This window comes from Pseudomonas sp. SD17-1 (assembly GCF_029201585.1).
In the GTDB taxonomy this organism is placed as follows: domain Bacteria; phylum Pseudomonadota; class Gammaproteobacteria; order Pseudomonadales; family Pseudomonadaceae; genus Aquipseudomonas; species Aquipseudomonas palmensis.
In genome coordinates this window covers 4,699,622-4,718,686 of the sequence record NZ_CP104044.1, presented here as the reverse complement: position 1 = coordinate 4,718,686, position 19,065 = coordinate 4,699,622, and the positions used below count along the sequence as shown (strand labels likewise).

The window sequence follows — 19,065 nt, the reverse complement described above, 5'->3', positions numbered from 1 at the left end:
TTCGTTTTATCGCTTGTTCTCGGGGCCCGCTGCCGTTAACCTTTGCGGCGGAGAGTCGATTGGACAGTCGCTGCCTTCTTTTGTTCCGCAAAAGAGGGGGGAGGAAAGTCCGGGCTCCATAGGGCGGAGTGCCAGGTAATGCCTGGGGGGCGTGAGCCTACGGAAAGTGCCACAGAAAATAACCGCCTAAGCACTTCGGTGCCGGTAAGGGTGAAAAGGTGCGGTAAGAGCGCACCGCACGGCTGGCAACAGTCCGTGGCTAGGTAAACCCCACTCGGAGCAAGACCAAATAGGGTTCCATATGGCGCGGCCCGCGTTGGAACCGGGTAGGTTGCTAAAGGCGTCCAGTGATGGCCGTCGTAGAGGAATGACTGTCCTCGACAGAACCCGGCTTACAGATCGACTCTCCACCTTTTCCCTTCCTGCTTGATTCGATAGCAGATGTGTTCTGGTAATACCAAAAAAATCTTACTCTTCATAAATCACTTTAACTTTGCACTCTATCCGTTTGAGTGAATTTGCCTTTCCCCGTCAAAACCCCTCTCGTTTCTCCTCTTTGTATCGCCTTGTTGCTCTAAATCGCCGATCTGTAAGGGTTTTCCTTATAAGCGCGCCTTGACGGTGTGGTGGGCGGATTCCTATAGTGTGCGCAAGTGGCGGAAAGTGGCATGAAGTGGGTTTTCAGACACAAAAAAGCTAACATTTAGGGAAGTGCAGCCGTGTTTCGCGGAGCCAACGCAATCAACCTCGACGCAAAAGGCCGTCTCGCAATGCCGAGCCGGTACCGTGACGAGCTCGATTCGCGCAGTTCCGGGCAGTTGATCGTGACGATCGACGCGGTTGATCCCTGCTTGTGCGTGTATCCGCTGGATGAGTGGGAACTGATCGAAGCCAAGCTGCGTGCCTTGCCGTCGTTACGCGAAGAGAACCGTCGCCTGCAGCGTCTGCTGATCGGCAATGCGGTGGATCTGGAGCTCGACGGCAGTGGGCGTTTCCTGGTGCCACCGCGTCTGCGCGAGTACGCCAAGCTGGACAAGCGGGCGATGCTGGTGGGGCAACTGAACAAATTCCAACTGTGGGACGAGGACGCCTGGAACGCTGTTGCTGCAGCTGACCTGGTGGCCATTCAACAACCGGGCGCGATGCCTGATGAACTGCGTGATCTGATCCTGTGACTATAGATAGTGGCTTCAAACACATCACCGTACTGCTTGACGAAGCCGTCGAGGCTCTCGCCGTACGCGCCGATGGCTGCTATCTGGATGGCACCTTCGGGCGTGGCGGGCACAGTCGGCTGATTCTCCAGCACCTGGGGCCGCAGGGTCGGCTGCTGGGGTTCGACAAAGACCCACAAGCGATTGCCACCGGGCAAGCGCTGGCGGCCGAAGACGGCCGCTTTGTCATTGTGCAGCGCAGTTTCGCCGAGCTGGGCGCCGAAGTCGCCGAGCGGGGCCTGTCCGGCAAGGTCAATGGCATCCTGCTCGACCTGGGCGTGTCCTCGCCGCAGCTCGATGACCCCGAGCGCGGCTTCAGTTTCATGAACGACGGCCCGCTGGACATGCGCATGGACCCGAGTCGTGGCGTCAGCGCCGCCGAGTTCATCGCCACCGCGCCGGCCGAAGAAATCGCCCGCGTGTTCAAGGAGTACGGCGAAGAGCGTTTCGCCAAGCGCATGGCCAACGCCGTGGTCGCCCGTCGCGAGCAGCAACCCTTTACCCGTACCGCCGACCTCGCCGAAGTGCTCAAGGTCGCCAACCCCGCGTGGGAAAAGGGCAAGAACCCCGCCACCCGTGCTTTCCAGGGGCTGCGCATTCACGTCAACAACGAGCTGGGCGACCTCGAAGCCGGGCTCGAGGCTGCCCTCGACACGCTCGAGATCGGTGGCCGTCTGGTGGTCATCAGCTTCCATTCGCTGGAAGACCGCATCGTCAAGCTGTTCATGCGCAAGCTGGCCAAGGGAGAGGCCGACAACCTGCCACGCAACCTGCCGGTACAACACAAGCCCTTCGAGCCCAAGATCAAGGTCCATGGCAAGGCGCAGTTCGCCTCCGAGGCCGAGCTCAAGGCCAACCCGCGCTCGCGTAGCGCGGTCATGCGTGTGGCGGAGAAGCTGCGTTGAGCAGGCTTTTTGCCAAGCCTTTGCCAGGCGGCAGCTTCCTGATGCTGCTGCTGTTCATTGGCGTGCTCGTTTCGTCGGTGGCGGTGTCCTACAGTGCGCACTGGAACCGCCAGTTGCTCAATACCCTGTACGGCGAGCTCAACGAACGCGACAAGGCGCAGGCCGAGTGGGGCCGGTTGATTCTGGAACAGAGCACCTGGACCGCCCACAGCCGCATCGAGAATCTGGCCAGCGAACAGCTGCACATGCGCATTCCCGCCGCTGACGAAGTACGGATGGTGGCGCCATGATGAAACTTGAAGGCGCACTCTACCCGTGGCGGTTCCGCGTTGTGGTCGGCCTGCTGGTGATCATGGTGGGGGCCATTGCCTGGCGTATCGTCGACCTGCAGGTGGTCGACCGCGACTTCCTCAAGGGGCAGGGCGATGCCCGCAGCCTGCGTCACATTCCGATTCCTGCGCACCGCGGGCTGATCACCGACCGCAACGGCGAGCCGCTGGCCGTGAGTACGCCGGTTACCACCCTGTGGGCCAACCCCAAGGAGATGCAGGCTGCCAAGGACCGCTGGCCGGCGCTTGCCGCCGCGCTCAAGCAGAACCCGCAGCAACTGGCCGAGCGCCTCGAACAGCAGGCCAACAAGGAATTCATCTACCTGGTCCGCGGCCTTACCCCGGAGCAGGGCCAGGTGGTGCTCGACCTCAAGGTGCCCGGCGTGTACGGCATCGAGGAGTTCCGCCGCTTCTATCCCGCCGGCGATGTCGCTGCGCACATGGTCGGGTTCACCGACCTCGACGATCACGGTCGCGAGGGGGTGGAGCTCGCCTACGACGAGTGGCTGGCCGGGGTGCCCGGCAAGCGGCAGGTGATCAAGGACCGGCGCGGTCGGCTGATCAAGGACGTACAGGTCACCAAGAACGCCAAGGCCGGCAAGACCTTGGCGTTGTCCATCGACCTGCGTCTGCAGTACCTGGCCACCCGCGAACTGCGTAACGCGATTGCCGAACAGGAAGCCAAGGCCGGTAGCCTGGTGATCATGGATGTGAAGACCGGCGAAGTGCTGGCCATGGTCAACCAGCCCACCTACAACCCCAACAACCGCCGCAGCATGTTCCCGGCGGCGATGCGCAACCGTGCCATCATCGACGTGTTCGAGCCGGGTTCCACGGTCAAGCCTTTCTCCATGAGCGCCGCCCTGCAAAGTGGGCGCTGGAAGCCGACCGACAAGGTCGAGGTCTATCCGGGCACCCTGCAGCTGGGCCGCTACACCATTCGTGACGTGTCCAGGAGCGAAGGCCCGATCCTCGACCTGACCGGCATCCTGATCAACTCCAGTAACGTGGGCATGAGCAAGATCGCCTTCGATATCGGTGGCGAATCCATCTACCGCGTGATGTCGCAACTGGGCCTGGGCCAGTACACCGGCCTGGGCTTCCCGGGCGAGCGTGTCGGCAACCTGCCCAACCACCGCGAGTGGCGCAAGGCCGAGACCGCGACCCTGTCCTACGGCTACGGCCTGTCGGTGACCGCGTTGCAGCTGGTGCATGCCTACGCCGCGCTGGCCAACAACGGCAAGATGGTACCGCTGAGCATTCTCAAGGTGGACAAGACCCCGGAAGCCACCCAGGTGGTGCCCGAGGATACCGCCAAGACTATTCAGGGCATGCTGCAGCAGGTCATCGAAGCGCCACGTGGCGTGTTCCGTGCGCAGGTGCCTTCCTATCACGTGGGCGGCAAGTCGGGTACGGCCCGTAAGGCCACCGTCGGTTCCAAGGGCTACACCGAGAACGCCTACCGCTCGCTGTTCACCGGCTTCGGCCCGATGAGCGATCCGCGCTATGCCATCGTGGTGGTGATCGACGAGCCGAGCAAGGGTGGCTACTTCGGCGGCCTGGTATCGGCGCCGGTATTCAGCAAGGTCATGTCCGGCACCCTGCGACTGATGAACGTGCCGCCAGACAACCTGCCGGCTCCTACTCCACAGCAGCAGGCCGGTGCTGCGCCCGCCAAGGGAGGGCGCGGTTGATGTCGATGCCATTGAGTAAGCTGTTTGCCCTGAGCGGCAACAACGACCCGTTGATCCGCGAACTGACCCTGGACAGCCGCAAGGTCCGTGCCGGGGACTTGTTCCTGGCGGTGCCGGGTGCGCGTGTCGACGGCCGCGAGCATATTGCCGATGCGCTCAAGCGCGGCGCGGCAGCCGTGGCCTATGAAGTGCAGAACACCACCGTGCTGCCGATCACCGATGTGCCGATGATTCCGGTCAAGGGCCTGATTGCCCAGCTGTCGGATATCGCGGGGCGCTTCTATGGCGAGCCGAGCCGCCAGCTCGAGCTGATCGGCGTGACCGGCACCAACGGCAAGACCAGCGTCACCCAGCTGGTGGCCCAGGCGCTCGACCTGCTGGGCCAGCACTGCGGCCTGATCGGCACCCTGGGTACCGGCTTCTATGGCCAGCTGCAAAGTGGCCGGCTGACCACGCCAGATCCGATTGCCGTGCAGTCGACCCTGGGCGACCTGAAGAAGGCTGGCGCCAAGGCCGTGGCCATGGAAGTGTCCTCCCATGCGCTGGAACAGGGCCGGGTAGCGGCACTGGCCTTCGACATCGTGGTAATGACCAACCTGTCACGCGATCACCTGGACTACCACGGCAGCATGGAGGCCTACCAGGCCGCCAAGGCGCGCCTGTTCGCCTGGCCCGACCTGCGTTCGCGGGTGGTCAATCTGGACGATGCCTTCGGGCGTGAGCTGGCGGCGCAGAAGGGTGATTCGCGTCTGATCAGCTACAGCCTCGTCGACCCTGCCGCCTCGCTGTACTGCCGCGAAGCGAAGTTCGACGACGATGGCGTGCGTGCGGTGCTGGTGACGGCACAGGGCGAGCATATGCTGCGCAGTCGCCTGCTCGGGCGCTTCAACCTCAGCAACATGCTGGCCGCGGTCGGCACGCTGATGGCGATGGATCATCCGCTGGACGAAATTCTCAAGGTCACGCCGCAGCTCGAAGGCCCCGTAGGGCGCATGCAGCGCCTGGGCGGTGGCAGCAAGCCGTTGGTGGTGGTCGATTACGCCCACACCCCCGATGCCCTGGAAAAGGTCCTCGAAGCCCTGCGTCCCCATGCACAAGGCAAGCTGCTGTGCCTGTTCGGCTGCGGCGGCGACCGCGATCGCGGCAAGCGCCCGCTGATGGCCGAAGTGGCCGAGCGCCTGGCCGACCGCGTGCTGGTCACCGACGACAACCCGCGCAGCGAGGCGCCCCAGCAGATTTTCGACGATATCCGCCCAGGCTTCGCCCGGGGTGAAAGCGTCGAGTTCATCGCCGGCCGTGGCCCGGCGATTGCGCACCTGATCGCCACCGCCGCTGCCGACGACGTCATCGTGCTGGCGGGCAAGGGGCACGAGGATTACCAGGAGATCAACGGCGAGCGCCATGACTTCTCCGACCTGGTCGAGGCCGAAAGAGCCCTGGCAGCCTGGGAGGCTCCGAATGCTTGAGTCAATGTCCCTCAGCCAGTTGGTAGCGCCGCTGCAGGGCTGCCTGCATGGCCAGGATGCAACCTTCGATGGCGTCAGCATCGACAGCCGCGCGATCACCCCTGGCCAGTTGTTCGTCGCCCTGGCCGGGCCGCGTTTCGACGGTCACGATTACCTGGACGAAGTGGCAGCCAAGGGCGCCGTCGCGGCGCTGGTGCAGCACGAAGTGCCGGGCAGCAGCCTGCCGCAACTGGTGGTTGCCGATACCCGCCTGGGCCTGGGCCAGTTGGGGGCGCTCAATCGCGCCGCCTTCGACAAGCCGGTTGCTGCAATCACCGGCTCCAGTGGCAAGACCACGGTCAAGGAGATGCTGGCCAGCATCCTGCGCACCCGCGGGCCGGTACTGGCCACCCGTGGCAACCTCAACAACGACTTCGGCGCACCGCTGACCCTGCTGGAGCTGGCCCCGCACCATACGGCGGCGGTCATCGAGCTGGGCGCCTCGCGCATCGGCGAAATCGCCTACACCGTCGGCCTGACCCGGCCGCAGGTGGTGATCATCAACAACGCCGGTACCGCTCATGTGGGTGAGTTCGGCGGGCCGGAGAAAATCGTCGAAGCCAAGGGCGAGATCCTCGAAGGCCTGGGCCAGGATGGCGTGGCGGTATTGAACCTGGATGACAAGGCCTTCGGCATCTGGAAGCAGCGCGCCGGCCATCACCCTGTGATCACTTTCGCCCTGGCCAATGCCGACGCAGATTTTCATGCCACCGACATTCGTCACGACGAACGCGGCTGCCCCGGTTTCGAATTGCGCAGCCCGCTGGGCAACGCCCGCGTCCAGCTCAACCTGCTGGGCACTCACAATGTCAGCAACGCCCTGGCCGCCGCGGCTGCCGCACAGGCTTTCGGCGTGACACTGGAAGGCATCGTCGAGGGTCTTGACGCGGTGCAGCCGGTCAAGGGCCGCACCGTGGTGCACATGGCGCCCACCGGTGTGCGCGTGATCGACGACAGTTACAACGCAAACCCCACCTCCATGTGCGCTGCCGTTGATATACTCGCCGGCTTTTCCGGGCGTACCGTCCTGGTGCTCGGGGATATCGGCGAATTGGGCCAGTGGGCCGAGGAAGGGCATCGGCAGGTCGGCGCATACGCCAGGGGCAAGGTTGCAGCACTTTATGCCGTGGGCCCGATGATGGCCGAAGCGGTCAAGGCATTTGGCACCGGGGCCCATCATTTCGCCACTCAAGCTGACTTGATCGACGCCGTTCGCGTCGAGCAGGCCAACAACACCACCATTTTGATCAAGGGTTCGCGCAGCGCTGCGATGGAAAACGTCGTGGCGGCCTTGTGCGGTTCCAGCGGGGAGAAACATTAATGCTGCTGCTGCTGGCTGAGTATCTGCAACAGTTCTACAAAGGCTTCGCGGTCTTTCAGTACCTGACCCTGCGCGGGATTCTGGGTGTACTGACCGCGTTGTCGCTGGCCCTGTGGTTGGGCCCCTGGATGATTCGTACCCTGCAGATTCGCCAGATCGGTCAAGCCGTGCGCAATGACGGCCCGCAATCGCACCTCTCCAAGTCCGGCACCCCGACCATGGGCGGTGCGCTGATTCTGTCCGCCATTGGCGTGAGCACGCTGCTGTGGGCCGACCTGACCAACCGCTATGTGTGGGTGGTGCTGATCGTCACCCTGCTGTTCGGCGCCATCGGCTGGGTCGACGACTACCGCAAGGTGATCGAGAAGAACTCGCGTGGCCTGCCGAGCCGCTGGAAGTACTTCTGGCAATCGGTGTTCGGCCTGGGCGCGGCGATCTTCCTGTACATGACCGCGCCCACCAGCGTGGAAACCACCCTGATCGTGCCGATGCTCAAGGATGTCACCATCCCGCTGGGCATCGGCTTCGTGGTGCTGACCTATTTCGTCATCGTGGGCTCGAGCAACGCGGTCAACCTGACCGACGGCCTGGACGGCCTGGCGATCATGCCGACGGTGATGGTCGGTGGTGCGCTGGGTATCTTCTGCTACCTGTCGGGCAACGTGAAGTTCGCCGAATACCTGCTGATCCCCTACGTGCCGGGCGCGGGCGAGCTGATCGTGTTCTGCGGCGCGCTGATCGGCGCGGGCCTGGGCTTCCTGTGGTTCAACACCTACCCGGCGCAGGTGTTCATGGGTGACGTCGGCGCCCTGGCACTGGGTGCCGCGTTGGGCACCATTGCCGTGATCGTGCGTCAGGAGATCGTGCTGTTCATCATGGGCGGCGTGTTCGTGATGGAGACCCTGTCGGTGGTGATCCAGGTGGCTTCCTTTAAGCTGACCGGCAAGCGCGTGTTTCGCATGGCACCGATCCACCACCACTTTGAACTCAAGGGTTGGCCCGAGCCTCGGGTGATCGTCCGCTTCTGGATCATCACCGTGATTCTCGTACTGTTCGGCCTTGCCACCCTGAAACTGAGGTAGAAACGAGTGTCCCTGATCGCGTCTGACCACTTCCGCATCGTTGTCGGCCTCGGCAAGAGCGGCATGTCCCTGGTTCGCTTCCTGGCGAACCGGGGCATTGCGTTTGCGGTGGCCGATACCCGCGAGAACCCGCCGGAGCTGGCGACCTTGCGTCGCGACTACCCGCAGGTGGAAGTGCGTTGTGGCGAACTGGATGTGGAGTTCCTGTGCCGTGCCGACGAGCTGTACGTCAGCCCCGGCCTGGCCCTGGCGACCCCGGCCCTGCAGCAGGCGGCCGCGCGCGGCGTGAAGCTGTCGGGCGACATCGAGTTGTTCGCGCGCAATGCCAAGGCGCCGATCATTGCCATCAGCGGTTCCAATGCCAAGAGCACCGTCACCACCCTGGTCGGGGAGATGGCCGTTGCGGCAGGCAAACGTGTGGCAGTGGGCGGCAACCTCGGTACCCCGGCACTGGACCTGCTGGACGACGCCATCGAGCTGTACGTGATGGAGCTGTCGAGCTTCCAGCTGGAGACCACCGATCAGCTGAATGCCGAAGTGGCCACCGTGCTCAACGTCAGCGAAGACCACATGGACCGCTACAGCGGCCTGCCGGCCTATCACCTGGCCAAGCACCGGATCTTCCGTGGCGCACGGCAGGTGGTGGTCAACCGCCAGGATGCCCTGAGCCGTCCGCTGCCGATGGAAAACGTGCCGTGCTGGACGTTCGGCCTGAATGTGCCCGACTTCAAGGGCTTCGGGCTGCGCGAAGAGAACGGCGAGAAGTACCTGGCGTTCGAGTTCCAGACCCTGATGCCGGTGCGCGAGCTGAAGATCCGTGGTGCGCACAACCAGTCCAACGCCCTCGCGGCGCTGGCCCTGGGGCATGCCGCAGGCCTGCCGTTCGACGCCATGCTGGCCAGCCTGCGCACCTTTGCCGGCCTGGCCCACCGTTGCCAGTGGCTGCGCGAGCGTGACGGCGTGAGCTGGTACGACGACTCCAAGGCCACCAACGTCGGTGCCGCGCTGGCGGCCATCGAAGGCCTGGGTGCGGATATCGACGGCAAGCTGGTGCTGGTGGCCGGCGGCGACGGCAAGGGCGCGGATTTCTCGGCGCTGCGTGCCCCGGTGGCGGCGCACTGCCGCGCCGTGGTGCTGCTGGGCCGTGATGCCGAGCGCCTGGCCCAGGCGTTGGGCGACAGCGTGCCGCTGATTCGCGTCAGCAGCCTCGACGAAGCCGTGCAGCAGGGCGCCGCGCTGGCCCAGCCGGGCGACGCCGTGCTGCTGTCGCCTGCCTGCGCAAGCCTGGACATGTTCAAGAACTTCGAAGAGCGTGGGCGCCTGTTCGCCCAGGCCGTGGAGGGGCTGGCATGATCTTCGGCATCATCAAGCCTTATCCGTCCCCCCTGGTCACCGGTCGCGGCATCGATCTCGATTTCGCCATGCTCGCGGGCTGCCTGGCGCTGCTGGGCCTTGGCCTGGTGATGATCACCTCGGCCTCCTCGGAAGTGGCCGCGTTGCAGTCGGGCAACCCGCTTTACCACATGATCCGTCACCTGGTGTACGTGGCCATCGGCCTGGTCGCCTGCGTCGTCACCATGATGGTGCCGATCGCCACCTGGCAGCGCATGGGCTTCATGATGCTGGTCGGTGCCTTCGGGTTGCTGGTGCTGGTACTGGTGCCGGGCATCGGCCGCGAAGTGAACGGCTCGATGCGCTGGATCGGCTTCAGCTTCTTCAACGTGCAGCCTTCCGAGATCGCCAAGGTGTTCGTGGTGATCTACCTGGCGGGCTACCTGGTGCGCCGCCAGACCGAGGTGCGCGAGAGCTGGATGGGCTTCTTCAAGCCGTTCATCGTGCTGCTGCCGATGGCCGGCCTGCTGCTGATGGAGCCGGACTTCGGCGCCACGGTGGTGATGATGGGCGCCGCCGCGGCGATGCTGTTCCTGGGCGGGGTGGGGCTGTTCCGCTTCAGCCTGATGGTGGTGCTGGCGGTGGCGGCGGTGTTCATTCTGGTACAGGCGCAGCCCTACCGGATGGCGCGCCTGATCACCTTCACCGACCCCTGGTCGGATCAATTCGGTTCCGGCTATCAGCTGACCCAGGCCCTGATTGCCTTCGGCCGCGGTGAGTGGCTGGGCGTGGGCCTGGGCAACAGCGTGCAGAAGCAGTTCTACCTGCCCGAAGCACACACCGACTTCGTGTTCTCGGTACTGGCCGAAGAGCTGGGCGTGGTCGGTTCGCTGCTGACCGTTGCGCTGTTCGTGTTCGTCAGCCTGCGCGCGATGTACATCGGTCTGTGGGCCGAGAAAGCCAAGCAGTTCTTTGCCGCCTACATGGCCTACGGCCTGGCCTTCCTGTGGATCGGCCAGTTCCTGATCAACATCGGGGTGAACGTCGGCCTGCTGCCGACCAAGGGCCTGACCCTGCCGTTCCTCAGCTACGGCGGCAGCTCGCTGGTGATCTGCTGCGTGTGCATGGGCCTGCTGCTGCGCATCGAGTGGGAGAGCCGCACGCACCTGGGCAGCGAAGAACATGAATTCGATGAGAGCGATTTTGCCGAGGAGCCAAGACATGGCCGTTGAAGGCAAAAACGTATTGATCATGGCAGGCGGCACCGGGGGCCACGTGTTCCCGGCCCTGGCCTGCGCCCGTGAGTTCCAGGCACGCGGTTACACCGTGCACTGGCTGGGCACCCCACGCGGTATCGAAAACGAGCTGGTGCCCCAGGCCGGGTTGCAACTGCACCTGATCCAGGTCACCGGCTTGCGCGGCAAGGGCAAGCTGTCGCTGCTCAAGGCGCCGTTCACCCTGTTCAAGGCGGTGCTGCAGGCGCGGCGCATCATCCGTCGGCTCAAGCCGGTGTGTGTGGTCGGCTTTGGCGGCTATGTGACCGGCCCGGGCGGTGTGGCGGCGAAGCTGGCTGGCGTGCCCGTGGTGATCCACGAGCAGAACGCCAAGGCCGGTACCGCCAATCGGCTGCTGGTGCCGCTGGCAGGCCGAGTCTGCGAAGCTTTCCCGAACACCTTCGAGGCCAGCGACAAACTGCGCACCACCGGCAACCCGGTGCGCGGCGAGCTGTTCCTGGAGCCTGTGCGCGAGCCACTGGCCGGGCGCCGCGCGCGCCTGCTGGTGCTGGGCGGCAGCCTGGGCGCGGAGCCGTTGAACAAACTGTTGCCGCAGGCCCTGGCCCTGGTGCCCGAGGCCCTGCGCCCCGAGGTGTTCCACCAGGCCGGCAAGCAGCATGACCAGATTACCGCCGAGCGCTATCGCGAGGCCGGGATCGAGGCTCAGGTAGAGCCGTTCATCAAAGACATGGCCCACGCCTATGGCTGGGCCGACCTGGTGATCTGCCGGGCCGGTGCGCTGACCGTCAGCGAACTGGCTGCGGCCGGTCTGCCCTCGATGCTGGTGCCGCTGCCCCATGCCATCGACGATCACCAGACCCACAACGCCCACTATCTGGCACGTGAAGGCGCCGCCTTCCTGATGCCGCAAGCGACAACTGGCGCAGCGCAGCTCGCTGAACGCCTGAACGAGGTACTGATGCAACCGCAAAAACTCGACACCATGGCCAGCACCGCACGACGCCTGGCCAAACCCGCGGCTACCAGCACCGTGGTCGATATCTGCCTGGAGGTGGCCCATGGTTGAAAGCCAGAAAGCCATCCCGCAACCTGAAATGCGCCGTATCCGCCGCATCCACTTCGTCGGTATCGGCGGCGTGGGCATGTGCGGTATTGCCGAGGTATTGCTCAACCTGGGTTACCAGGTTTCCGGCTCGGACCTCAAGGCCTCGCCGGTCACCGAGCGCCTGGAGTCCTTTGGTGCCGAAATCTTCCTTGGCCACCGCGCCGAGAACGCCGCCAGTGCCGATGTACTGGTGGTGTCCAGTGCCATCAATACGGCCAACCCGGAAGTGGCGACGGCCCTTGAGCGGCGTATCCCCGTGGTACCGCGTGCCGAGATGCTCGCCGAACTGATGCGCTATCGTCACGGCATCGCGGTAGCCGGTACCCACGGCAAGACCACCACCACCAGCCTGCTAGCCTCGGTGTTCGCCGCCGGCGGCCTGGACCCGACCTTCGTGATCGGTGGCCGGCTGAATGCAGCAGGTACCAATGCACAACTGGGTACCAGCCGCTACCTGATCGCCGAAGCCGACGAAAGCGACGCCAGCTTCCTGCACCTGCAGCCGCTGGTGGCCGTGGTCACCAACATCGACGCCGACCACATGGCGACCTATGAGGGCGACTTCAACAAGCTGAAGAAGACCTTCGTCGAGTTCCTCCACAACCTGCCGTTCTACGGCCTGGCCGTGGTATGCCTGGATGATCCGGTGGTGCGCGAGATCCTGCCGCTGGTCAAGCGCCCGGCAGTGACCTACGGCTTTGCCGAGGAAGCCGACGTGCGCGCGATCAATGTGCGCCAGTCGGGCATGCAGACCCACTTCACCGTGCTGCGCCGTGACCGCGAGCCGCTGGACGTGTCGGTGAACATGCCGGGCAACCACAATGTGCTCAATGCACTGGCCACCATTGCCATCGCCACCGACGAGGGCATCAGCGACGAGGCCATCGTGCAGGGGCTTTCGGGCTTCCAGGGCGTGGGCCGACGTTTCCAGGTGTACGGCGAACTGCCGGTCGACGGTGGCAGCGTGATGCTGGTGGACGACTACGGTCACCACCCCACCGAAGTGGCGGCCGTGATCAAGGCCGTGCGCGGTGGCTGGCCGGAGCGCCGCCTGGTGATGGTTTACCAGCCGCACCGCTACAGCCGTACCCGCGACCTGTACGACGACTTCGTGCAGGTGCTGGCCGATGCCAACGTGCTGCTGCTGATGGAGGTCTACCCGGCCGGCGAAGAGCCGATTCCGGGGGCCGACAGCCGCCAGCTGTGCCACAGCATCCGTCAGCGTGGCCAGCTGGACCCGATCTACATCGAGCGCGGCATCGAGCTGGCGCCACTGGTCAAGCCGCTGCTGCGTGCCGGTGACATCCTGCTGTGCCAGGGTGCCGGCGACATCGGTGGCCTGGCCCCGCAATTGTTGAAAAGCCCATTGTTCGCGGGCGCGGTTACCACCGCAGGGAAGGCCAAATGACTGCTCAATACTCCAAGCTGCACTCGACCATCGACCCGAAGGCCTTCGGCCGTGTCGGCGTGCTGTACGGCGGCAAGAGCGCCGAGCGCGAGGTGTCGCTCAAGTCCGGCGCCGCGGTGATCGAGGCGCTCACCAGCGCTGGCGTCGAGGTGATCGCCATCGACGTGGGTGACGATCTGCTCGACCGCCTGCAGCGCGAGAAGCTCGACCGCGCCTTCATCATTCTCCACGGCCGTGGCGGTGAAGACGGCAGCATGCAGGGCCTGCTCGAGTGCCTGGGTATCCCCTACACCGGCAGCGGCATCCTGGCGTCGGCCCTGGCGATGGACAAGTTGCGCACCAAACAGGTGTGGAAAAGCCTGGGTATTCCAACCCCGCACCACGCGGTGCTGGCCAGCGAGCAAGACTGTATTTCTGCGGGCGCGGAACTGGGCTTCCCTTTGATCGTCAAACCGGCCCATGAAGGCTCCAGTATCGGTATGGCGAAAGTGAGCAGCGTCGAAGAATTGATCGTTGCCTGGAAGGATGCCGCCACCTACGACTCGCAAGTATTGGTTGAACAATGGATTCACGGTCCGGAGTTCACCATTGCCGTGCTGCGCGGCCAGGTGCTGCCGCCGATTGCGCTGGGCACCCCGCACACGTTCTACGACTACGACGCCAAGTACGTCGCCAACGATACCCAGTACCGCATTCCGTGCGGCCTGGACGCTGCCAAGGAACAGGAACTGATCGAACTGACCGCACGTGCGTGCGACGCCATCGGCATTGCCGGCTGGGGTCGTCTGGACGTGATGCAGGACGAGCAGGGCAACTTCTGGCCTCTGGAAGTCAACACCGCACCAGGCATGACCGATCACAGCCTGGTCCCAATGGCGGCACGCGCGGCCGGCCTGGACTTCCAGCAGTTGGTGCTGGCGATCCTGGCGGCCAGCGTCGAGGCGCGAGGTTAAGCCCATGCAAGGCGCGATGGTACGTCATCAGCAACCCGCCACCGGCCGCAAGCCGGTGCCGCGCGGTGCCAGCCGGATGGTGGCCAAGGAGCCACTGTCGGCGCGCCTGCCCAAGGCCAATTTCAGCGTGTTCAAGCGTCTGCTGTGGCCGGTTCTGCTGGTAGCGGCCGGGTTCGGTGCCTACGAGGGCGCACAGCGCCTGATGCCGTATGCCGACCGGCCGATCACCAAGATCGCCGTGCAGGGCGACCTGAGCTACATCAGCCAGCAGGCCGTGCAGCAGCGTATCGCGCCCTATGTGGCCGCCAGCTTCTTCACCGTCGACCTGGCCAGCATGCGCACCGAGCTCGAGCAGATGCCGTGGATCGCGCATGCCGAAGTGCGCCGCGTGTGGCCGGACGAAGTGGTGATCCGCCTCGAGGAACAGCTGCCGGTGGCGCGCTGGGGCGACGAGGCCCTGCTCAACAACCAGGGCCAGGCCTTCACCCCGCGCGAGCTGGCCAACTACGAGCACCTGCCGCAGCTGTTCGGGCCGCAGCGGGCGCAGCAGCAAGTGATGCAGCAATATCAGGTACTGAGCCAGATGTTGCGGCCCATGGGCTTCTCGATCGCCCGGCTGGAACTGCGCGAGCGGGGCAGCTGGTTCCTGACCACCGGTGCCGGCAGCGCCGGGCCGGGTATCGAGTTGCTGCTGGGGCGCGACCATCTGGTGGAAAAGATGCGCCGCTTCATTGCCATTTACGACAAGACGCTCAAAGAACAGATCACGAACATCGCCCGCATCGATCTGCGTTACGCCAATGGCCTGGCCGTTGGCTGGCGGGAACCGAATGCACCGACGACAGCCCAACCCGCTGTTGCGAAGAATTAGAGAGAGGCAGGACCCATGGCAAATGCGCATAGCGGCAAAATGATCGTCGGGCTGGATATCGGTACGTCCAAGGTGGTTGCACTGGTGGGCGAAGTGGCCGCCGATGGCACCCTGGAAATCGTCGGTATCGGCACCCATCCATCGCGCGGGCTGAAGAAGGGCGTGGTGGTCAATATCGAATCCACCGTGCAGTCGATCCAGCGCGCCGTCGAAGAGGCCCAGCTGATGGCTGGCTGCCGGATTCACTCGGCGTTCGTCGGCGTGGCGGGCAATCACATCCGCAGCCTGAACTCCCACGGTATCGTCGCCATCCGCGATCGCGAAGTCAGCGCGGCGGACCTGGAGCGGGTGCTGGACGCGGCCCAGGCCGTGGCCATCCCTGCCGACCAGCGGGTGCTGCACACCCTGCCGCAGGACTACGTGATCGACAACCAGGAAGGCGTGCGCGAGCCGCTGGGCATGTCCGGCGTGCGCCTGGAAGCCAAGGTGCACGTGGTCACCTGTGCGGTCAATGCAGCACAGAACATCGAAAAATGCGTGCGCCGCTGCGGCCTTGAAATCGACGACATCATCCTCGAGCAACTGGCTTCGGCCTACTCGGTGCTGACCGATGACGAAAAAGAGCTGGGCGTGTGCCTGGTGGACATCGGCGGCGGTACCACCGACATCGCGATCTTCACCGAGGGCGCCATCCGCCACACGGCGGTGATTCCGATTGCCGGCGACCAGGTGACCAACGACATCGCCATGGCGCTGCGTACCCCCACCCAGTACGCCGAAGAGATCAAGATCCGCTACGCCTGTGCCCTGGCCAAGCTGGCCGGTGCCGGCGAAACCATCAAGGTGCCTAGCGTGGGCGATCGTCCGCCGCGCGAACTGTCGCGCCAGGCCCTGGCCGAAGTGGTCGAGCCACGCTACGACGAACTGTTCACCCTGATCCAGGCCGAACTGCGTCGCAGTGGCTACGAAGACCTGGTGCCGGCCGGCATCGTGCTCACCGGCGGTACCGCCAAGATGGAAGGCGCGGTGGAACTGGCCGAAGAGATTTTCCACATGCCGGTACGCCTGGGCGTGCCTTACACCGTGCGGGGCCTGAGCGACGTGGTGCGCAACCCCATCTATTCCACCGGCGTGGGCCTTCTGACCTATGGCCTGCAGAAGCAGTCCGAAGGCGTGACCCTGACCGGTATCAGCAGCAACAGCTATGGCGATGAACCGAAGGCCCCGGTGCTTGAGCGACTCAAGCGCTGGGTCCAGGGCAACTTTTAAGTTTCAAAGCAGTAGTAGTAGGCGCAAAAAACTAGAGAACTGAAAGGAGAGGGAAAATGTTCGAGCTCGTAGACAACGTCCCGCAAAGCCCGGTCATCAAAGTGATCGGCGTCGGTGGCGGCGGTGGCAACGCCGTCAATCACATGGTCAAGAGCAACATCGAAGGCGTCGAATTCATCTGCGCCAACACCGATGCTCAAGCGCTGAAAAACATCGGCGCGCGCACCATCCTGCAACTGGGTACCGGCGTGACCAAGGGCCTGGGTGCAGGTGCCAATCCGGAAGTCGGTCGTCAGGCCGCGCTGGAAGACCGTGAGCGCATCGCCGAAGTGCTGCAAGGCACCAACATGGTGTTCATCACCACCGGCATGGGCGGCGGTACCGGTACCGGTGCTGCTCCGATCATCGCCGAAGTGGCCAAGGAAATGGGCATCCTCACCGTTGCGGTGGTGACTCGTCCGTTCCCGTTCGAAGGTCGCAAGCGCATGCAGATCGCCGACGAGGGCATCCGTGCCCTGGCCGACAGCGTCGATTCGCTGATCACCATTCCGAACGAGAAGCTGCTGACCATCCTGGGCAAGGATGCCAGCCTGCTGTCGGCCTTCGCCAAGGCTGACGACGTGCTCGCCGGTGCCGTTCGCGGTATCTCCGACATCATCAAGCGTCCGGGCATGATCAACGTCGACTTCGCCGACGTGCGTACCGTGATGAGCGAGATGGGCATGGCCATGATGGGTACCGGCTGCGCCAGCGGTCCGAACCGTGCGCGTGAAGCGACCGAGGCGGCCATCCGCAACCCGCTGCTCGAAGACGTCAACCTGCAGGGCGCCCGCGGCATCCTGGTGAACATCACCGCAGGTCCTGACCTGTCGCTGGGTGAATACTCCGATGTGGGCAGCATCATCGAGGCATTCGCCTCCGACCACGCCATGGTCAAGGTCGGTACCGTCATCGACCCGGACATGCGCGACGAGCTGCACGTCACCGTGGTAGCCACCGGCCTGGGTGCCAAGATCGAGAAACCGGTCAAGGTCATCGACAACACCCTGCAAGCGTCCGCTGTACAGACCCCAGCCCCTGCACCGGCCCGTCCGGAGCAACCTTCGGTCAACTACCGCGATCTGGAGCGTCCGACCGTCATGCGCAACCAGGCTCACGCCGGGGCCGCTGCGGCACAGAAGCTGAACCCGCAGGACGACCTGGATTATCTGGATATCCCGGCTTTCCTGCGTCGTCAGGCCGATTAATGGAATTTATCAGGGCTATGAAGGTGATTGGTGTTCAGCAAAGGCCGGGTCTGCTATTATCCTCAGCCTTTGTTGATACCAGTTCGCAATTTGCGCTGAAGCGGCCAATGCCATGATTAAACAACGCACCCTGAAAAATATCATCCGTGCCACAGGTGTCGGCCTGCACTCCGGGGAAAAGGTTTACCTGACCCTCAAGCCCGCCCCTGTGGATACCGGCATCGTATTTTGCCGTGCCGACCTCGACCCTGTGGTGCAGATCCCTGCCCGTGCGGAAAACGTCGGCGAGACGACCATGTCCACGACACTGGTCAATGGCGATACCAAGGTAGACACGGTAGAGCACCTGCTCTCGGCCATGGCTGGCCTGGGCATCGATAACGCCTACGTCGAGCTCTCCGCGTCCGAAGTGCCAATTATGGACGGCAGCGCCGGGCCCTTTGTATTCCTGATTCAATCTGCCGGCCTGGAAGAACAGGACGCAGCCAAGAAGTTCATCCGCATCCTGCGTGAAGTGACAGTGGAAGACGGCGACAAGCGCGCCACTTTCCTGCCTTTCGAAGGGTTCAAGGTGAGTTTCGAGATCGATTTCGACCACCCGGTGTTCCACAACCGGACCCAAAGTGCCAGCGTGGACTTTTCCAGCACCTCGTTCGTGAAGGAAGTCAGCCGCGCCCGTACCTTCGGGTTCATGAGTGACATCGAGTACCTGCGCAAGCACAACCTCGCCCTCGGCGGCAGCGTGGAAAACGCCATCGTCGTGGACAAGGATGGCGTGCTCAACGAAGACGGCCTTCGCTACGAAGACGAATTCGTCAAGCACAAGATCCTCGATGCGATTGGCGACCTCTACCTGCTGGGCAACAGCCTGATCGGCGAGTTCAAGGGCTACAAGTCCGGACACGCGCTGAACAATCAGCTGCTGCGCAAGCTGATCGAGGAAACCGATGCGTGGGAAGTGGTGACGTTCGAAGATGCCAGCACGGCACCGATCTCTTACATGCGTCCGGTTGCGGCAGTGTAAGTACGAACTCTCTCTTCTTTAGTTATTTTTTGGGGCTGCCTTCGGGTGGCCCTTTTTTATTGCCGCGCACTCGCAGGTTTGCGAGCGCTGTGCGCTCGTCTATCCCTTGCCGTGCCTGGCCAGGCGCTCCAGCGCCGCCTTGAGCTTGGGGTCGGTGATCCCTTCGGCCGTAGCGTGGATGTTCTGCGCCGAACGTGTCGAGATGTCCATCGGGTGCCCCGCCGCGGGTGCCACACCGGCCACCGGCTGCACCCTGAAATTGATGCGGGTCAGGCTGCTGAAGGCCTCCATCATCTGCAACTGGCGCAGCAGGCGTTTCTGCTGGTAGCGCAGGCGCGTGGCCCAGTGCCCGTCGGTGACGATCAGCAGCAGCGTACCCTCGCGCCAGGAGGCCACATGGCAATGCTCGCGCGCTGCCGGCTGCAACTGGCTCTCTACCAGGCGCTGCAGCTGGGCCAGGCGCTGGGCCTGGCTGAACAGGGCCTTGAGCGGTCGCGCTTCACGCAAAAGCACGGCGGGTGCACGGGCGGGCAGGGGGCGAAAAGCCATGGGCAGGGTCCGAAAAATACAG

At 64.0% G+C, this 19,065-nt stretch carries 17 protein-coding genes and 1 other RNA gene; 17 read left to right on the top strand and 1 reads right to left on the bottom strand.

The window, feature by feature from the left end:
• Positions 1-51: 51 nt before the first annotated feature.
• The 17 genes from rnpB (at position 52) to lpxC (ending at position 18,494) form a co-directional block, all read left to right on the top strand.
• Positions 52-411, top strand: an RNA gene (gene rnpB, locus N0B28_RS21430) — RNase P RNA component class A.
• A 308-nt stretch (positions 412-719) separates the two neighbouring features.
• On the top strand, positions 720-1,175 hold the full coding sequence (gene mraZ, locus N0B28_RS21425) for a division/cell wall cluster transcriptional repressor MraZ (RefSeq protein ID WP_043862058.1): 456 nt from the start codon (positions 720-722) through the stop codon (positions 1,173-1,175).
• 2 nt (positions 1,176-1,177) lie between these two features.
• Positions 1,178-2,119, top strand: coding sequence for a 16S rRNA (cytosine(1402)-N(4))-methyltransferase RsmH (gene rsmH / locus N0B28_RS21420; RefSeq protein ID WP_088515589.1), 942 nt, complete (start codon positions 1,178-1,180; stop codon positions 2,117-2,119).
• A complete protein-coding gene (ftsL, locus tag N0B28_RS21415; protein ID WP_043862060.1) occupies positions 2,116-2,409 on the top strand; it encodes a cell division protein FtsL in 294 nt (97 codons plus the stop codon). Before rsmH ends, ftsL begins: the two co-directional genes overlap by 4 nt.
• A complete protein-coding gene (locus N0B28_RS21410; protein WP_162484872.1) occupies positions 2,409-4,142 on the top strand; it encodes a penicillin-binding protein 2 in 1,734 nt (577 codons plus the stop codon). The genes ftsL and N0B28_RS21410 overlap by 1 nt, the downstream gene beginning before the upstream one ends.
• Positions 4,142-5,608 carry a UDP-N-acetylmuramoyl-L-alanyl-D-glutamate--2,6-diaminopimelate ligase gene (locus N0B28_RS21405; RefSeq protein WP_043862062.1) on the top strand — a complete coding sequence of 489 codons (1,467 nt, stop codon included), beginning with the start codon at positions 4,142-4,144 and terminating at the stop codon, positions 5,606-5,608. Before N0B28_RS21410 ends, N0B28_RS21405 begins: the two co-directional genes overlap by 1 nt.
• Positions 5,601-6,968 (top strand): UDP-N-acetylmuramoyl-tripeptide--D-alanyl-D-alanine ligase, encoded by a 1,368-nt coding sequence (murF, locus tag N0B28_RS21400; RefSeq protein ID WP_275728610.1) that lies wholly within the window; start codon positions 5,601-5,603, stop codon positions 6,966-6,968. The genes N0B28_RS21405 and murF overlap by 8 nt, the downstream gene beginning before the upstream one ends.
• Positions 6,968-8,050, top strand: coding sequence for a phospho-N-acetylmuramoyl-pentapeptide-transferase (gene mraY / locus N0B28_RS21395; protein ID WP_043862064.1), 1,083 nt, complete (start codon positions 6,968-6,970; stop codon positions 8,048-8,050). The genes murF and mraY overlap by 1 nt, the downstream gene beginning before the upstream one ends.
• A gap of 6 nt (positions 8,051-8,056) precedes the next feature.
• The gene (gene murD / locus N0B28_RS21390) at positions 8,057-9,403 is read left to right on the top strand and encodes a UDP-N-acetylmuramoyl-L-alanine--D-glutamate ligase (protein WP_104571974.1); all 1,347 of its coding nucleotides are present in this window, start codon (positions 8,057-8,059) and stop codon (positions 9,401-9,403) included.
• Positions 9,403-10,614 (top strand): putative lipid II flippase FtsW, encoded by a 1,212-nt coding sequence (ftsW, locus tag N0B28_RS21385; RefSeq protein WP_173925074.1) that lies wholly within the window; start codon positions 9,403-9,405, stop codon positions 10,612-10,614. Before murD ends, ftsW begins: the two co-directional genes overlap by 1 nt.
• Positions 10,604-11,683, top strand: coding sequence for an undecaprenyldiphospho-muramoylpentapeptide beta-N-acetylglucosaminyltransferase (gene murG, locus N0B28_RS21380; protein ID WP_104571975.1), 1,080 nt, complete (start codon positions 10,604-10,606; stop codon positions 11,681-11,683). The genes ftsW and murG overlap by 11 nt, the downstream gene beginning before the upstream one ends.
• Complete coding sequence (gene murC, locus N0B28_RS21375; RefSeq protein WP_275728606.1) at positions 11,676-13,130, top strand: UDP-N-acetylmuramate--L-alanine ligase; 1,455 nt, start codon at positions 11,676-11,678, stop codon at positions 13,128-13,130. Before murG ends, murC begins: the two co-directional genes overlap by 8 nt.
• Positions 13,127-14,083 carry a D-alanine--D-alanine ligase gene (locus N0B28_RS21370; RefSeq protein ID WP_043862069.1) on the top strand — a complete coding sequence of 319 codons (957 nt, stop codon included), beginning with the start codon at positions 13,127-13,129 and terminating at the stop codon, positions 14,081-14,083. Before murC ends, N0B28_RS21370 begins: the two co-directional genes overlap by 4 nt.
• A gap of 4 nt (positions 14,084-14,087) precedes the next feature.
• Positions 14,088-14,954 (top strand): cell division protein FtsQ/DivIB, encoded by an 867-nt coding sequence (locus N0B28_RS21365; protein WP_058540880.1) that lies wholly within the window; start codon positions 14,088-14,090, stop codon positions 14,952-14,954.
• 15 nt (positions 14,955-14,969) lie between these two features.
• Positions 14,970-16,223 (top strand): cell division protein FtsA, encoded by a 1,254-nt coding sequence (ftsA, locus tag N0B28_RS21360; protein WP_043862071.1) that lies wholly within the window; start codon positions 14,970-14,972, stop codon positions 16,221-16,223.
• Positions 16,224-16,279: 56 nt separating this feature from the next.
• Positions 16,280-17,470, top strand: a complete 1,191-nt coding sequence (ftsZ, locus tag N0B28_RS21355; RefSeq protein ID WP_043862072.1) for a cell division protein FtsZ — start codon at positions 16,280-16,282, stop codon at positions 17,468-17,470.
• A gap of 112 nt (positions 17,471-17,582) precedes the next feature.
• Positions 17,583-18,494 (top strand): UDP-3-O-acyl-N-acetylglucosamine deacetylase, encoded by a 912-nt coding sequence (lpxC, locus tag N0B28_RS21350; protein ID WP_043862073.1) that lies wholly within the window; start codon positions 17,583-17,585, stop codon positions 18,492-18,494.
• A gap of 99 nt (positions 18,495-18,593) precedes the next feature.
• Here the strand turns inward: lpxC and N0B28_RS21345 are convergent, their stop codons facing one another.
• Entirely contained in the window at positions 18,594-19,043 is a 450-nt protein-coding gene (locus N0B28_RS21345) for a DUF721 domain-containing protein (protein WP_054914835.1), read from the bottom strand.
• Between the last annotated feature and the right edge of the window lie 22 nt (positions 19,044-19,065).